We start from the raw sequence: 16,648 nt of genomic DNA on the forward strand, positions 1-16,648 counted from the left end.
GTGTTTGGCGATATGTTAACGAACGTTCCCGGGTGAGGATCCATGTCCGACAAGAAATATTACGATGCCCAGCTGGATAGAGCCCGGCAGTTGCAAAACCAAGGACAATATGCGGAAGCGCATGCGCTTCTCTTATCGCTGGTTGCAGTAAAAGACGGGCACCTGATGGGTGAGCGGACAGTGCTCGGTCTGCCGCGCAGGCTGCATGCGGCACGGCTGCGTCTTGCCAAGGCTGAAGGCGATGTGGTCGCGAGGATCGGCTATCAATACACGCTGGTTCCGCCGCCGCAGGTGCTTGCAAAATATGCGCATTTTTCCCCGGAGGAGCACCGCGCTATCAATCTGAAAAGCAGGGAGGACGTGCCGAGGCGCATCCACCAGATTTGGATCGGAGACAAGGCCCCGCCCGTATCGGTCAAGGCTTGGGCCGCCCATGCCGCCTCGCATGGTTACGAATATCGCCTCTGGCGGGAGGCCGATCTTGAGCGGGAAGGCGTGTTTTCGAATGACGTCTTCAGGACGATGCTGGAAGACGGCGATTATCCCGGCGCTGTCGATGTGGCCCGCTATGTCGTGCTGGAGCGTTTTGGTGGCATCTATCTTGATTGCGACTGGTATCCGGCGCGGGATGATGCGAGTTTCGATGCTTTCCTGCCACTGGTAGGGCTGACGGCGTTCGATGAAGAAACGCCGCGCGATACCGGGCAGGGCAGCATGCTTCTTGCCAACTCTTTCATTGCGACACCTGCTGGCCATCCGGTCTTCCGCAGGATGCTGGAGGCGTTTCCGAGGATTCTTGAGGAAATGCCGCGTGCGCCAGCCTGGTGGTCGACGGGTCCGCTGATCTTTACCGTCATCGCTCGGGCTGGGAGCATCAGCCTTGCGCCGGCGGGGTTTGTTGCCGCTTCTCTTGCCGATCGCGCCGCGTTGCAGGAGGTCGAAGCTGTCAGGCGCGAACTTGCCACCAAGACGGGTGGTTTGCTGATTGCCTGGAAGTCATGGTGATATCTGGTTGATGAGTTCCGCCGAGGAACGCCAGCGCGCGGCAGGATGTTTGCCGGTAATTTCGAACAGCTGTTTCAGAAAACGCCAGACGTTGTCATCATGCACGAGATGATGGGTGAGGATGCCGGTCGTGCCGCCGTGCTCCGCAGTCTGCAGGATGCGGGCGGCGGTCTCGGCGAAAAGGATGTCGTCTTCGCGCCCACCGCGGCTGCCGTGCCAGTCAATCACGTCGACATGGGTGTTCAGGCAAGGTGGCACGGCGTCTTTCTCCGGGCCGAAAACCGAAAGCGCTCGATATCCGAGGTCTGCCAGTCCCTGCACCACATTGGCATCTATGCGGTTCCACGGCGGAACGAGCATAGGCACGAAACGCCTGCCATGCAGATCGTACAGTTTTTCCAGCCCGGATTGCAACTCGTCGAGAACGATGGACAGGTCACGGTGTGATCCGAGTTCCTGTTTCTTTTCTTTCTCGGTGGCATAGTTCGTATGGGACCAGCCATGCACGGCGACATGGGCAATGTCAGTCGTATCCAGGTGCTGCGCGAGCTTGTCCGTCGTCATCTCGGGGATAACCGCAAGCGTGACCGGCGCGGAAAAGCTGCTGCAAAGATCGAGCAGCGTGTCGAGCGCCGGTGTCGGTTCCACCGCATCGTCGTCCCTGAGCCAGAGATCGGCCGTTATGCCGTGTCGTCCACATTCATCCAGTGCCGCTACGAGTTTTTCCAGACTCATGATGTTCGTGCCTTTGCTCGCAACAGGATATCGTTCAGTTCTCTTGCGGCGTTTTCCAGAGATCGTTCATTTTTTACGAACTGGCGGGCTGCCCTTGCCAAGTCCTCACGCCGCTTGTCATCGCCGAGCAGAGTTTCGATTGCTCCAGCATAGGCGGCTGTATCATTTTCCGGTGTCAGTAATCCGCTGGTTCCGGATTTTACCACTTCGGGGACGCCGGCCACCGCTTCGGCGATAACCGGCAGGCCCGCAGCCTGTGCCTCGAGATAGGCGAGACCGTAGGCTTCGCCATGCCCCGGCCAGACGTAAACCGATGCTTTTGAAAGAAGTTCTGCGATTTCGTTTGCCTTTTTTTCTCCGTGCCAGACAAGACGGCGATCGGGAAAAGAGCTGAACATGGCTTGCACGGCAGCGCGTTCCGGCCCGTCGCCGATGATATCCAATGTCCAGTTCAAATCCTGCGGCAACAGCGCAAGCGCTTCGCGAAGCGCGCGATAGCTGTCAAACTTGTCGCCCGCCCGCATCATGGCGACGGTGATGAGTTTTCCCGGTGTGGGGCGCGGAGCAATTTCAAGAAAATTACTGGCATCGATAAAGGGCGCCAACATCGCCGAGCGGAGTGCGGGAGAGGCGCGGACAAGCCCTTCGCGATCACGCGCGGTGAAGCAGATATTGATGGCGGCAGCGTTCAATGCGGCCAGTAACTCGTCCTGAACCGCCTGCCAGCCCATGCCATTGCGCTTGGGGGAATAGGAGGCCTCGGCGGTGACGTAGGCAATACCGAAACGTCTGCTTATTTCCGGCCCGAGCAAGTCCGGGGCCTTGTAATAGGGGTGATAACAAAACCACAGATCCGGCGCGCCTTCCCGCTGCCAGCGTTCCGTGATGGTCTCGATTTCGTGCGTCGCCGCATCGGCAAGCAAGGACCGCGCCGGATCGTCAGCCTGTTTGAGAAAGCTGCGCAGCTCGGAAGCGACGGAAACATCGTGGCCGCCCATCGCCATCGCCTTCATCAGCAGGCGGGCCATCAGCCGGTCTCCGGAGGGAACGGGATGGTTGGGCGATTTGAGCGGTGAATAAAAAGCGATCCTCATCCGGATGGTTGTGCGTCGCCCATGGCTCCGGCGTCAACCGGAATTTGAGAGGGCCGAGCCTTGACAGCCTGACCATTCTTGCCCAACTGAAAGGCATCTTTTGCACATGCGCGGAGCGTGACACGCTTTGACTTCCCCAGTCGTTTCCCAGAACCTGCTTTCCAGCATCGAAAACAAAAGCGCCAAAGCGGCGGTGATCGGCCTTGGCTATGTCGGCCTGCCTCTAGCCATCACGATCGCCAAGGCCGGTTTCAAGGTCGTCGGTTTCGATATCGATCCCGGTAAAATGGTCGCGATCGATGCCGGCCGCAGCTATATCGAGGCGGTTTCGGACGAGGTGCTGGCAAGCGTCAGGCGCGATGATGGCTTCATCGCAACGTCTGATTTTTCCAGACTGACTGAATGCGATGTGATTGCCATTTGCGTGCCGACGCCCCTGACGAAATATCGCGAGCCGGACCTCTCCTATGTCGAAAAGACCTGCCGGGACATTGCCGCGCATCTGCGCAAGGGGCAGCTTGTGGTGCTGGAATCGACCACCTATCCCGGCACGACCGACGGGGTTGTGAAGACCATTCTGGAAGCTACCGGACTTGTCTCCGGCGTCGACTTCTTCATCGGTTTTTCGCCCGAGCGGGAAGATCCCGGCAATCGCGACTTCGAGACCTCGACCATTCCAAAGGTCGTTGCAGGCGATGGCGAGGCTGCCGGGAAACTGATGGCTGCATTCTACGGCTCAGTGGTCAAGAAGATCGTTCCGGTCTCGACAAACGCCACGGCCGAGGCGGTGAAAATCACCGAAAACGTCTTCCGTGCTGTCAATATCGCGCTCGTCAATGAACTCAAGGTCGTCTACGAGGCCATGGGCATCGACATCTGGGAAGTGATCGACGCGGCAAAAACCAAGCCGTTCGGCTTCATGCCGTTTTATCCCGGCCCGGGTCTTGGTGGCCACTGCATACCGATCGATCCTTTCTATCTCACCTGGAAATCGCGAGAGTACGAGTTGCCGACGAGGTTCATCGAGCTCGCCGGCGAAATCAACACCGGCATGCCGCGTCATGTCATCGGACGGGTTGCGGAAGCCCTCGACATCCGTTCCGGCAAGGCGCTCAGCCGCTCCAAGGTGCTGGTGGTCGGTCTCGCCTACAAGAAGAATGTGCCGGATATTCGTGAAAGTCCTTCGCTGAAACTCATAGAACTTATTCAGGAGCGCGGCGGCGGAGCGGCCTATTATGATCCGCACGTGGCAGAAATCCCGAAAACCCGGGAATATAGCCACCTGATGGGCATGAAATCCGTGGCTTGGGACAAGCAGACCGTCAGCGCCTTTGACGCTGTTCTGGTCGCGACCGATCACGACAATGTGGACTATGCCGCTCTTTGCGAATGGTCGCCGCTGATCATCGATACGCGAAACGTCTTCGCACGTCGGGATATCGCCGCAAAACACATCATCAAGGCCTGATCGCCTTCTCCCGGGCATTTCCGGCAACATCGCCATACGTTTCTACTGGAAATGCCCGGCATTCATGAACGGACGGACTATGAGCAGATTGGACAGTTTCATTCGCCGGTTGACCGCGCAGCGCGATATCCTCAACCACGTCAAGGCCGATCTTGATCTGCCTGACGAAGGTGCGATCATGGAAATAGGCCTCGGAAACGGGCGCACGTTCAATCATCTGCGCGAACTGTTTCCGCAACGCCGTATCGTTGCCTTCGACAGGGCCATGGGCGCACACGCCTCGTCTGTTCCGGCGCAGGAAGATCTCGTCATCGGTGAAATATCGGAAACCGCTCCCGCCTTCATCGGTGTGGAGGCGGCCATGGTGCATGCCGATATCGGCACGGGCTACCCCGAAAAGGATGCCATTACCCTGACATGGTTGCCGAACCTTGCCGCGGGCATGCTGGCAAAAGGCGGCGTTGCGGTCAGCGGTCTGCCTCTGGATCATCCCATGCTGAAGCCTCTGCCGGTGCCGGAAAGCGTGCCGACCGACCGTTATTTTCTGTATCGCAAGATTTGAGGCCGGATGGCCCGTCAGCGAGAGCGCCGGTATTGCCCTATAGGTAACGCTCGCTCTCTTCTTTCGAGAGCAGGAAAACTTTCATTTGCGAGTTTCTACCGCGAATGGCGATTTTTTCGCTTCGCAAATCGGCAATCTCCTGTCCCGCCTGAATGATGGCGGGTTCGGAAACGACAATGGCGGCGCCGAATTCCTTGGCCTTGGATTCCAGCCTGCTCGCCACATTCACGGTGTCGCCGATGGCGGTCAGGGTTTTCGCTGCGCCATAGCCCATGACGCCGACGATCGTCGGGCCAGCGTGGATGCCTACTACCACTTCCAGCCGGACGGCAAATTGTTTTTCCAGTCCCTCATTCAGGATTGAAAGCTCCCGCAATATGATAGCGGCGGCCTTCATGGCGTTGCGGCAGGCATTTTCTGCATCGTCACCCAGTCCGAAAAGAGCCATGGCGCCATCACCGATGAATTTGTCGAGATGTCCTCCGGCCTGTTCTACGGCCTGCCCGACGATGGTGAAGTAGCGGTTTAGAAGAAACACGACGTCATATGGCAGTTTCGCCTCGGAAAGCGCGGTGAAATTGCGGATATCACAAAAGAGGATGGCGATCTCCTCTTCCTTGCCCGGCCGTGCCGGTTGCGCATCCGCTGGCAGGTCGCTCTGTTGGGGCGGCGATACCAGAAGCGCTATTCCAATATCCTGGGTGGGCCGCAACTGGCAGCCGAGCCGCACATCTGAATCGGCATGGATGCGCCTCAAAGTGGTTTGTTCGATATCTCCGGGAGGCGGAAGCGGGCCTTTGCTTTCGACAATCCTGACCCGGCAGGTCGAACAGCGTCCTTTGCCGCCGCATACGGAATAATGCGGTACGCCCGCGAGTCTGCTGGCCTCCAGAATGCTGAGCCCGGCAGGGACGCGCGCTTGCGCGCCATGCTCATAACGGATTTCGATAGCCGTCGATCTCTGTTGCCAGCTGCGCACGCCGCGCAAGACGAACACCAGCATGACCGCGCCGACAAAAATCGCTTCCGTTGCGTCGGTAACGAAACGTATACGCGTCTCCATCTCCCGTTGCAACGGTATGTCGTCTCTTTGAACGGTGGTATCTGCAAGCCCGGGAGGAAGTGAGTATTTTCTGTCCACCTCCTCCAGCCAGCGGCCGGCATCGCTGAAGCCCAGAAGCGCCAACAAAGGCAGCATCACCGCCACAGTCATGAATATCCCGGCAATTTTGGGATACCAGTCCCGGTAACGTAACCAGAAAAACAGGCCGATACACCCGTGGGTCCAGATCACGATCAATGCGAGGCTTTGCCACGCGCCGGCCATCGGGTTGTTGATCCAGAGCCGGCGAACGACCGAGTAATATCCCACGTCGATGTTGTAGATCATGTGCGACACGCGAATATTGACGGCGTGGCTGATGATCAAAAACGGGATCGACAGGCCAAGTATGGCTTGCAGTGCTTCGCGAAGCGGCATGCGCAATGTCCGGCGCTGATAAAGCGAGCGCAGGACAAGACAGACGTGCACCACAACCGACCCATAAAACAGCAGGCTGCTGACGGGATTGAGCCAGATCAGGCTGAACCATTTTCGCGCCCGCTCGGCGGTATCGATGGAGATGAGAGCGAGCGAATGGTTGAAAAGATGGGAAAATACAAAGGCAAAAATGATGAGGCCGGACAAGATCCGGGCGCGTCTCAAATTGGTCTCCGAAAAGAAACGGATCATGCAAATCCCATCATGCGGTCATTTGGCGCAGAATCATTATTAAGTGTGCTCTGGTATCTTTAATGCAGGGTATCTCGTGGCAATATCGTGGAGCAATGGGCCGGCGATGGTCAATTGTGCGTGTTCGAACGTCGGTTCGCCGCATGATACAAATCAGGCTTCAAAAAAGCGTCAAACGCAGGCCAGCAACACGAGATTGGTGACCGCGATCAGAGGTCGATGATCTGGCCGTCCATTGTCGCGAATGCACCGCTGAACTGGGCTTTTGCCTGTTTTTCGATGTCATCCAGCTCATCGTCGCTGCGGCTTGGGGCGTGGTGGATGAAGCCGACATTTTTTGCGCCTGCCAGTTTGGCAAGGCGGATCGCCTCCTGCCAGGACGAATGGCCATAACCGCGATAAAGGCCCATCTCCTCATCGGTAAACATGGCGTCGTAGAGGAAGAGATCGACGTCCTTGATCAGATCAAGCACGTTCTTGTCGATATTGCCCGGTTCATGTTCGGTATCGGTGATGATGGCGAATGACTTTCCCGCCCAGTCCAGGCGATACCCGATGGCGTTGCCCGGATGATTGAGCATTCCAGTTTGGATCGAGAGGCCCGGATGAACATCCAGGACGTCGCCCGGCATAAAGTCACGGGTTGCCATTTTTGCGCAGCAGACTTCCAGAGGTACGGGGAACCATGGCGGGCTCATGAAGTCCTTGAGCATTTCCCGCGTAGTCATGGTGCCGGCAAGATGACCCGACCAGATGGCGACATCGTTGGAGCTATTGTAGAACGGCTTGAAATAGGGAAAGCCGACGATGTGGTCGTAATGGCAGTGAGAAAAGAACAGGTTGACGTCGGTAATACCTTCCGCCCGCAACGCCAGACCAGCAGGGTGTAACCCCGAACCCGCGTCGAACAAAAGAACATGATCTCCGCATCGTACCTCGATGCAGATGGTATTCCCGCCATATTTTCGGAAGTTTTCACCTGAAACAGGAAGCGTTCCCCGCGCACCCCAGATCTTTACCCGAAAATCTTTATTACCTTCCCGACTTACGATGTCGGAATCGAACGCCATGACACACCCCGATTACAACGGAATCTTGCACGCTTCCTCCCATGAAGCCCGTTGTCTCTACAGATTATTATATCCGCTCTCTTTTGGCGGACGCCCTTACCCTTATTCAGTCAGCATTTCATTTATATTGCAATGGTGCGACATTTATTTTTCCAACATCGCCATCCACGGTAGCAAGAAATTGCGGCTCATGTTCTCGCGTTTGCACGCGCTTTGCTAAGCTCCGTCGTCGTCTGGGTGAGACGTTCGGCAAGAACGCGCATGACCTTAATGGTAATGTCAGGGAAATCCGACATGAGCTTGAAGAACTGTTCCTTGCCGATACGCAGGGCTTCCACGTTGGTGGAGGCGCGCACGGTTGCGGTTCTGACGCTGTCGCAGAGGATGGCGATTTCACCGACGATCGCATTGCCGGTCATTTCGGCCACTTTTAACGTGCCCGACGGAGAATCGACCAGAACATCCACTTTGCCGGTCAAAAGGACGTAGGCCGCATCGCCGACATCTCCCTGCCGGAACAGCATGTCGCCGGTGTGATAGGACACGCGGTCGGATGCGAATGCGAGAAGTTTGAGCTTCGACGGTTCCATTTCCGAAAAAAACGGGACGCGTTTCAGCATTTGAATTTCGTCTTTGAAAAGCATTGCCTTACCCTGTTCTTGTTCCACCTCGGTCACTTTCTTGGATTTATGTTGCGACCATATCCTTGAATGTACCGTTTTCCTGCGCAAGAGTCTCGTAACTTCCATCAGCGCTGATAAGGCCCTGATGGACGACGATGACCCGGTCGAACATGCGCGAGAGCGTCGCATTCGACAGAACCCACACGATCGCCGGGTTATTATTGTTCTGTTTCAGGAATGTGATGACCCGTTCGACAATTTCCTCCTGTTGCCGCGGATCGAGGCCGGGAAGGGGGCGATTGAAGACGTAATAGTCGGACTTGCGGATCAGCGCCCTTGCGAGATTGAGCTTCTGCCGCTGGAGTGGCCCGAGCCGCTTGCCGCCGGCGCCGAGGTTGAAATCCAGACCCACCGCAAGCACACGCTCATAGACGCCCTGCTTGCGCATGACCTCGGCCACGATGTGGGTGATGCGCCGTGATGCGTCGGTATAACGATGGCTGACCTTGCCGAAGAGAATATTGTCCAGAAGGCTGGTGGCACTCATGTATTTCGTCGGATCGTAGATTTCGATCACGTTCTTCAGGCTGTCCGGCAGGTTTTCATGGAACATGTGCCGGACTTCAACGATCCGGTTCATGATTTCCGGTGACAGCAGGCCGAAACGCTGCCGGGGCTCAATGTAGAAGAAGCTCAGCCGCAGCATCGCGCGTCTTTCGCTTTCATTGGCCTCGTCGAAACTCCGGCTCTGAAGACGCTGCAGCATTTGCTGATAGACCGGAACATCGTCGGGCGTCATGAATGTGAGCTGCTGGAAGAAGGGGTGGTCACCCGGCAGGTCGGCGAAGATTTCCACGATGTTTTCGGCAATCGTATACCCCATTTCGAACAGGGTTTTGACGAGGCCTGTTTCGCGCATCAGCGAACGGAAATATTCGCTTTCGATGACGGTCCTGATCGACTGTGATGAGTCGCGCATGGTACCGAACAACAGGTTCTCGCCCACGGTGGCCTCACTGTTGTAGCTCTCCAGCTCAAACGGAGCGATGAGGCCGCTCAGGTTCTCCTTTTCCAGTTCGGCGCGCAGGACATGTCGCAGTTCCACAATGCGGGCCGCAAGATGCAGGTCGGTCAAAGGGTCGATCGTCGAGCGCAACGCGAATTCCAGAATATCCTGTGAAAGTTCCACGCTGTCGAGCACAGCCAGAACGGCCTGGATGAGGTTTTCCGGCTTGCCGTCACCGGCCGGGCTTGAAGCGTAGTCGATCCATTCGCTGTTGATGTCGATCGTCGGATTGCCCGCAAGCTTGGCTTCGCGGATCTCCCATTTGCGGTGTTCCAGCGCTGCACCTTCGTATTGCTTTTCGACAAGCGGTGCGTGCTTGAGACCGTAAAGCAGATTGTCCTTCAGGCTGGCGTGGAAAAAATAGCTGTCCGAGGACACATAGGAGATGCGACGGCCCGTCAGCGATTCAGGCAATTCCAATATGTCGACGTCGTTGATGCTCACCTTGCCGGAGGTCGGCCAGAGCGTGCGGCCGATAGCATCCGCGAGCGCCTCTGCTCCCGATCCACCGACGATGGCGATCACCTCGCCTGCCTCGATCTTCAACGATGCCTGTTCCAGAAGCCGGCTGCCGCTATCGTCTTCTAGCGTCAGATTGCTGACGACGATCGGTGCGGCAATTGCCGCGACTGCTCCCGGTGACAGTTTTTGCACCTTGTCATCGATCATGTTCGACGCATCGAACTGCTCGAAGACCTGCTCGTATTTTACCTGAACATCCTGACGCGCCTGATCCCAGTCGATCAGCTCCTTCAGCGGTCCTGGCAGTTCCTTATAAGCGTTGATGACGGCAACCAGCTGCCCGACATCGAGGCTGCCCTTGAGCGTGAGATAACCGCCCAGTGCATAAAAGAAGAAAGGGGTGAGCTGCGCGAGGAAGTTATTGATGAATTTGACCAGAAACTTCCACTGGTAGAGATCGTAGCGGATCCTGAAGATGTCGCCGAGCCGGTGCGAGGCATCGGCACGCTCGAAATTGGAGGTGTCATAGGCGTGGATGGTGCCGATGCCGTCGACCATTTCGCCGATGCGCCCGGCAAGCTGGCGTGCGCTCAGCTGCCGCTGGCGCCCGAGTTCGATGAGGCGACGGCGCATTTTGGGGATGATGCCGACCTGGATGGCGGCCATGAAAGCCGCAATCAGACCCAGCCAGAAATTCTGCACGAGAATGAAGAAGAGTGCCGAGAGCGCCTGACCGCCGAGAAGCGCCGGCTGCACAAAGGCGTCACCGGTAAATCCGCCCAGCGGTTCGACCTCGTCCTTCACCATGCTGGAGATTTCAGCGCCCTTGACCCGCTTGAAATGCGTGGGCGGGAACCGCAGGATCCGATCGATAAGTTCGAAACGGATACGCCTGAGAAGCCGCTCGCCGAGGCGGCCCTTGAAGGTGTTGATATAATATTTGAAAAGCCCGTTGATGACGACAAGCGCAAGGAAGGTGAGGCTGAGCGCCATCAGCATCGACATGCGGTTGAGTTCGAGCCCGGGGAAGAGCGTCACGGTGCCCCAATAGGGAATATCGACCGTGAGATGCATGAAAAGCTGTGTCGCGTTTGCCCCTTCGAAGCCGTCTCCCTGAATGGGCCCGTTGACGATCTGTTTGGGCAGATCGAAGGCGAGGAAATAGGGGATCATGGACAGGGCGACGATCAGCAGAATGAAAAGCTGCTGCCGCTTCGTATGCGACCAGATATAACGCGTAAGGCTTTGTTCCATATAAAACTTCTATGACCTGTCGGGCAGGGCCCGGCGTGTTGGTTTGCGCGGTGTCAAGACGGTCAGGCTGCCGGGTGGCGGGATCCCCTCCTGCAAATAGGTATGTGACTCGCTATTTATCAGTATATTCAAGCGGTTTCGAGCAAAATAGCGCCCGTGCCGAGGCTGGCCCACGATCCCCGATATTTGTTTTTGTAACGTGCATTCCACATTCGATATTGAGACGACTACATTTTTAGACTTCCCTAATGTTATTGGTTTTACTGTAGAACAGGACGTTAGGACGCTCCGGTATAGTTATCCCGCAAATGGTTGAGCCGACAAAGGCGTAGTGATTGCAAGGTCGATGGCGATAGATATTTCAGAGCGTGCAAGCGGTGAACCGTCCCCTGACATGTTGTCGCTTTCGGGCATTGCATCCGATGGGTCGATCGCACATCCGGTTTCTTTTCAAGGATGCACGGGTGTTTTTCACCCGGCGCGCAAAGAGGTCAAACAGGATCATGCGGTTCTTTTCGTCAGCCCCTGGGGCATGGAGGAACTGTGCACTCGCAAGTTTCAGCGGGTTGTGGCTGAACGGCTGGCGGCGGCCGGCGTCGCCAGCCTGCGGTTCGACTATCATGGCGCTGGGGATGCGCTCGATCCGGAGGATGTCGGCCGTGCGGCGGATTGGCTTTCGGACACGCGAGCGGCGCTCGATTATCTAAAACGTCTTTCCGGCTGTTCCAGGGTGGTCGTCATCGCTCAGGGTCTCGGCTGTCTGATCGCCATACAGGCGCTCGCCGATGCGGCGGCCGTCGGTTCCATGGCGCTTCTGGCGCCCGTCGTCTCCGGCCGGAGCTATCTTCGCGAACTGGCGATGTGGTCGTCCATGATTGACGATGGCCTTGGTCTTCGTCCCGGGCAGCGCATGGCGGAGGCGGGGGCAATTGCAGGCATGGCCATGCCGGTGGGTGTTGCTGATGCTATCAAGAAGGTCAATCTTGCAAAGCTGGATACTGCTCCTGCGCGCAGCATTCTGGTGCTGTCGAGACCGGGCCGGGCGAGCGACCGCGATTTTGCCAAACAACTCGCCGCGATTGGTGCCGAGGTGGGGGAGGCGGAATTTGAGGGATATGACGATCTCGTATCCAGTCCCACACTCTCGAAAATACCCGGCGATGTGGTGAAGCGGCTTCGGGATTGGGTCCTGTCCCAAACTCATGCCGCGGATGCGGCGGGTCCGCAGGAGGATATCATCGTCAACGCTCCGCAGCGCGGTCGCGGTTTTCTGGAACAGCCGGTGCAATTTGGCGAAGCCGGCCGGCTTTTCGGTGTTTTTTGCGAGCCTGACGATCGGCCGGCGGTATCCTCGGTCCTTCTGCTGGGCGCAGCCTACGACCGGCATGCGGGTTGGGGCAGGCTTTCCGTGCAAACGGCCCGTTTGCTCGCACGGGAGGGTATCGCTTCGCTGCGGTTCGACGCGGCCAATATTGCCGACAGCCCCCCGGTCAAAAACGCGCCCGATCAGGTTCTTTACGATGCGGCGCAGAATGACGACGTGGCCGCTGCGCTCGATTTTCTCAGTCGGCGTGGCAAAGGACCCGTCGTTGCTGCTGGGCGCTGCAGTGGCGCCTACCTCGCTTTCAATGGCGCGCTTGCCGATGACCGGATCAGCGGGGTGGTTGCGGTTAATCCGGTTGTGTTCCACTGGCGGAAAGGCCGCTCGGTCGATGAAGCGCTGCACAAACCGCCACGGTCCTTTGGGGAATACAGCCAGCGTTTTCGCCAGGGCGCTACGTTCAAGCGTCTCGTCAGCGGCGATGTCGATGTGGTGAGCGCTGGTCGCAATATCGCCAAGGCGACGCTCAAGAAGCTTTCGATAAAAACGGCAAGGCTTTCCCGCCGGGGGAGCGAGGAAGGGCGTGCCGTCTACGGTGCTTTCGACAAGCTCAAGACAAGGGATGTGTCCATCAGCCTGCTTTACAGCGACAATGACGACGGGCTTGAGCATTTCCGGTATTATTTCAACGCCGATGGCAGGGGCCTGTCGGCCTATCGGAATGTGTCGCTGACGATTATTCCTGACGCCGACCATAATCTTTCAACGCCGGAGGCCAGAAAAGCCTACATCGATGCGGTGAAGCTAATGGCTCTAAAAGGAAAAACGCCGGCTGGAGCCTAGCGAGACGACATCGCCGGAAGGGGGCGTTTCGGATGTTGCTGTCTCCGGCATAAGGTCGATTTTTCTGGTTTCACCGGGTGCGAGATGGAACCAGCTTTCCGAGGCGCGGTAATCTTGCGCCGTGATATGGACGGATTGCGCCAACCGGTCCGTGCCGATCTCGAGCGACCAGATGCCGTTCGCCTCGCTCACCCCCACCTGAAGGTTGGCGGCGTGCAGTGCTTTTTTCCGACCGAGAGGAAAATGGAATGCGTCTGCGATGACAGATCCGGTCGCGACATCGCGGAGCCGGGCTACCGTCACATCATGGGAGGGCGGGCCGAAACGATAGGCATAGGTCGTATCGAAAAAGGCGCCGAACAAATCGGTTGCGGCGATGGTCTGGCTCTGTCGCGGCGAGAGCGTGAGCGGCCGTTTGGCATGGACGACGGGTTGCGTGCCATCGCGCAGGCAGGTCAGTTCCAGCATGGCGTCAAGGTTGTCGCCGGTTTCGTTGATGACATGAATGTCCAGCCCGTTGGTGCCTTCATCGGAAAGGCTGACCTGGATGGGACGAAACGCTCTTTTCAGCGCATGCCAGACGGATTTGGGTCTGCCGGTGGCATCGATGATACCCCAGCCAGCGCCGGGAACGAGATCCTGCAAGGTCCAGACCAGGGCGCCCCGGCAAGAGGACGCGTCGCGACGCCATTCGGCGAAGGTTGCTTCCATGACCTCGGTAGTGACGGCACGAGACATGTCGAGATAGAGGCCGCCATCCTCCCGACGCAGCACGTCCGGCTCAACGTCGTAAAGCAGTTTCAGATAATGGTCGCGAATATCCTCGAAATCCCAGGAAGCGCCGCGATCGCGCGGCGTGCGCGCCTTCCAGCGCGGATCATGCACCGCCAGAGCGGGAAGATGTCTGTCCAGCGTTTCCTGTTCGGGAATATTGGCGAAGGCTAGGCACTCTGCGGCAAACCGGACATTGGCCCGGCGGGCATCTTCCAGCGGACGGCAATAGGCGCCCACACCGTAATAATGACCAACTCCGGCATTGGGAAAGAAGGGCAAGGCGCCGCCTGAAGGGGAATTCGCCACATAGGCCGCGTCTGGCCGTTTTTCGGCCAGGACTTCGGGCAAAATTGTCTCGGTGAGGGTTCCCTTCCATATCTGTTCCGGCAGACCGAGCATCGCGCCCTGCTGGTACATTTCGCTACCACCGCAAAAAACGATCAGCGAAGGGGAAAGGGCGGTCGCCTCGAGGAACTGCGAGATTTCCGTAACGATGTGCTGGCTGAGCGCCTCATCTTTTGCTGGATAATCAAAATTGGCAAGCATGGCGTCCTGCCAAACCATGATGCCGAGTTCATCGCAGAGCGCGAAGAACTCCGGCGTTTCATAGGCCATCGTGCCGCCGATGCGGATCATGTTCATACCGGCTTCGGCAGCTTTTCGAAGCCAAGGCTCATAGTCCGGTCTTGTTCCCGGCAGCCGCACGATGTCGGCGGTCGTCCAGACTGCGCCCCGGCAGAAAACGGGGTGCCCGTTTATCTGGATGCCGAAACCGTTGCCGTCTTCGCCGTAATCCACCTCAACGCGCCTGAAGCCGGTGCGCCCGAGCCTGTGTTGCTTACCATCCAGTTCCAGAACGACTTCATGAAGCGCCGGTCTGCCGTGGGTATGCGGCCACCAAGTCTCGACATCGGGTATCCGGAGTTCGCCCAAGAATTCGCCGTTTTCACCTCTGGAAAGATCGGTGCTGTAACCAGCGCAGGTGAGCCGTGCGGATGGAATGTTGTGGTTCACCTCCAGGGCGATGTTGACCGTTCCCGTCCCGGTTTCGTCGAGCGAAGACCGGACTGTGCAAAGCACGTCTGCCTGTCTTATAAGGCTGATGGGTCGCCATGGGCCGGCGGCATGGATTTCCGGGCACCAGCCTGGCATATATCCGAGTGCCGTGGTGCGGATCAGCCGCAGACCTTGGGTGTTCATCATCTGCGGACGCCAGCGGGCGCGCGGACCGGTTTTTTCGAGCCTCGGCGAAAGTGCCCGGAAGCAGATCGATAGTTCGTCCGCGCCTGTCAGTTCAACCGGCACTTCCAGCCTTTCGAACATGCTCTGGCTGGCGGCGATCAGTTCGCCGTTGAGGAAGATTTCTGCAATCGTCGACAGGCCGTCGAAGCGCAGGATCGCCCGCTCCCGCACATCGGAAATCATCGTCAGACGGTACCAGGCATCCCTGTCGTTCAATGGTGTCGGATTGAAACGGTCGAATTTCCCGGCCAGTTCCAGAGCTTGCGCCACTGTTCCGGGAACGGATACGTGGAAGCTTTCAAGGGTTGCGGGAATTTCCGAGGGCGTTTCGCAGGCGTTGGCGGACGTCAGTGTCAGCGTCCAGCCTTCGCTTAGTAATTTTTCGCTTTCGCGCGGAAGATAAGTCCTCACGCGGCCTCGCTGGTGTTCGACAATTTTGCCGCAAGGGCTTCCATCACACCATCCCATGCTTCCGCAGCCGGATCGAGCACCGAGGCGAGCGCGTCGAATTTACGGCGTGTGACGGCGCGAGCGAGCTGGAACTGCACGGTCTTGGCGACCTCGGATATGCGCAGCGCGTGGTCTCTCGCTTCAGCAAATTTGCTCTTGTCCAGCCATTCGAGGTGGCTCGCCGCCAGTTCGAAATTGGCGCCGAGCTGGCGCAGCGTATTGAAGGCATATTTGTGGAAAAAGCCAAACGGACGGTCTGCCACCTTCTCGACCTGAGCCGGAAACACGGCTGCAAAAGCCCTGACCGGATTGTCGGATGGTCGCCGTGAAAAATGAAACTTCAGCAGCCGTTCGGCCGTTTTGCGGATATGCGCCGGCGAAGGGTTGCTGTCTGCGAATTTCGCAAATTCCGTGTAGGGCAGGAAGGGCGGCTCGCTCTCTGACAGGTGATGCTGGAACAGGCCGTCGAAATCTTCGCCCGACAGGTGGAAAAAGCCGGCATTGTGGAAATAATCGAGTTCCCGGTTTGCAAGGTCCAGCCGGTTGATGGCGATGGTGGTCTTGCCATGTTCCTTCCGGTAGCCCACCCCGTGGGTATCGGGCATATAGAAGCTGTCCATCTCGATCAGGCAGATGCGACCGCGCTCCAGCTGCGCTTCGATATGGTTTTCCACCCGGTCGAAGATCGCAAGTTCGGTGGCGCGAACGCCATAAAGTGCTTCCAGATCTTCCAGCGGCACCTTGAAGAAGGTGAACTGGTCGCCTTCGAAATCCTGCGTGAGTGTGAAGCCGAACATGGCCTCAGGCGGCAACCCTTTCGAGGCCAGCACCTCGATCCACAAATCGATGTAGCAATTGGTCTCCGGCCACATTCTTTCCGAAGAATGAAGCGGTTGCTGCACATAGTTTTTGGGATCGAGACCGGGGAAAATCTGCCGCATGAATGG

At 57.7% G+C, this 16,648-nt stretch carries 12 protein-coding genes; 4 read left to right on the plus strand and 8 right to left on the minus strand.

The genetic code is table 11. The features are described from left to right. Positions 1 to 42: 42 nt before the first annotated feature. Positions 43 to 1,005: a glycosyltransferase family 32 protein gene (locus T18_RS15730; RefSeq protein ID WP_019566083.1), complete on the plus strand. Its 963-nt coding sequence runs from the start codon at positions 43 to 45 to the stop codon at positions 1,003 to 1,005. Here T18_RS15730 and T18_RS15735 read toward each other — a convergent pair. Together T18_RS15735 and T18_RS15740 are read right to left on the minus strand one after the other, a co-directional pair. Next, positions 997 to 1,740 carry a polysaccharide deacetylase family protein gene (locus tag T18_RS15735; protein WP_038492277.1) on the minus strand — a complete coding sequence of 248 codons (744 nt, stop codon included), beginning with the start codon at positions 1,738 to 1,740 and terminating at the stop codon, positions 997 to 999. The genes T18_RS15730 and T18_RS15735 overlap by 9 nt on opposite strands. Next, complete coding sequence (locus T18_RS15740; RefSeq protein WP_038492273.1) at positions 1,737 to 2,834, minus strand: glycosyltransferase family 4 protein; 1,098 nt, start codon at positions 2,832 to 2,834, stop codon at positions 1,737 to 1,739. Before T18_RS15740 ends, T18_RS15735 begins: the two co-directional genes overlap by 4 nt. A 127-nt stretch (positions 2,835 to 2,961) precedes the next feature. Here T18_RS15740 and T18_RS15745 point away from each other — a divergent pair, with 127 nt between their 5' ends. Both T18_RS15745 and T18_RS15750 read left to right on the plus strand, forming a co-directional pair. Then, a complete protein-coding gene (locus tag T18_RS15745) occupies positions 2,962 to 4,302 on the plus strand; it encodes a nucleotide sugar dehydrogenase (RefSeq protein ID WP_038492270.1) in 1,341 nt (446 codons plus the stop codon). 79 nt (positions 4,303 to 4,381) lie between these two features. After that, positions 4,382 to 4,864 (plus strand): class I SAM-dependent methyltransferase, encoded by a 483-nt coding sequence (locus tag T18_RS15750; RefSeq protein ID WP_025594502.1) that lies wholly within the window; start codon positions 4,382 to 4,384, stop codon positions 4,862 to 4,864. Between the two features lie 37 nt (positions 4,865 to 4,901). Here T18_RS15750 and T18_RS15755 read toward each other — a convergent pair whose 3' ends face one another. The 4 genes from T18_RS15755 to T18_RS15770 form a co-directional block, all read right to left on the minus strand. Further along, the gene (locus tag T18_RS15755) at positions 4,902 to 6,596 is read right to left on the minus strand and encodes an adenylate/guanylate cyclase domain-containing protein (protein ID WP_038492267.1); all 1,695 of its coding nucleotides are present in this window, start codon (positions 6,594 to 6,596) and stop codon (positions 4,902 to 4,904) included. 209 nt (positions 6,597 to 6,805) lie between these two features. After that, entirely contained in the window at positions 6,806 to 7,666 is an 861-nt protein-coding gene (locus T18_RS15760; RefSeq protein WP_046205572.1) for an MBL fold metallo-hydrolase, read from the minus strand. Positions 7,667 to 7,854: 188 nt separating this feature from the next. Further along, on the minus strand, positions 7,855 to 8,310 hold the full coding sequence (locus T18_RS15765) for a cyclic nucleotide-binding domain-containing protein (RefSeq protein ID WP_003516807.1): 456 nt from the start codon (positions 8,308 to 8,310) through the stop codon (positions 7,855 to 7,857). 43 nt (positions 8,311 to 8,353) lie between these two features. Next, complete coding sequence (locus tag T18_RS15770; RefSeq protein WP_003516808.1) at positions 8,354 to 11,071, minus strand: ABC transporter ATP-binding protein; 2,718 nt, start codon at positions 11,069 to 11,071, stop codon at positions 8,354 to 8,356. A gap of 346 nt (positions 11,072 to 11,417) precedes the next feature. Between T18_RS15770 and T18_RS15775 the strand changes: the two genes are divergently transcribed. After that, positions 11,418 to 13,235 carry a serine aminopeptidase domain-containing protein gene (locus T18_RS15775; RefSeq protein ID WP_075807706.1) on the plus strand — a complete coding sequence of 606 codons (1,818 nt, stop codon included), beginning with the start codon at positions 11,418 to 11,420 and terminating at the stop codon, positions 13,233 to 13,235. Here T18_RS15775 and T18_RS15780 read toward each other — a convergent pair. Next, entirely contained in the window at positions 13,206 to 15,662 is a 2,457-nt protein-coding gene (locus T18_RS15780; RefSeq protein ID WP_038492262.1) for a glycoside hydrolase family 2 protein, read from the minus strand. The genes T18_RS15775 and T18_RS15780 overlap by 30 nt on opposite strands. Next, the gene (locus tag T18_RS15785; RefSeq protein ID WP_038492259.1) at positions 15,659 to 16,642 is read right to left on the minus strand and encodes a DUF1839 family protein; all 984 of its coding nucleotides are present in this window, start codon (positions 16,640 to 16,642) and stop codon (positions 15,659 to 15,661) included. The genes T18_RS15780 and T18_RS15785 overlap by 4 nt, the downstream gene beginning before the upstream one ends. Positions 16,643 to 16,648: the final 6 nt, after the last annotated feature.

Source organism: Rhizobium sp. TBD182 (assembly GCF_001950375.1).
In the GTDB taxonomy this organism is placed as follows: domain Bacteria; phylum Pseudomonadota; class Alphaproteobacteria; order Rhizobiales; family Rhizobiaceae; genus Agrobacterium; species Agrobacterium tumefaciens.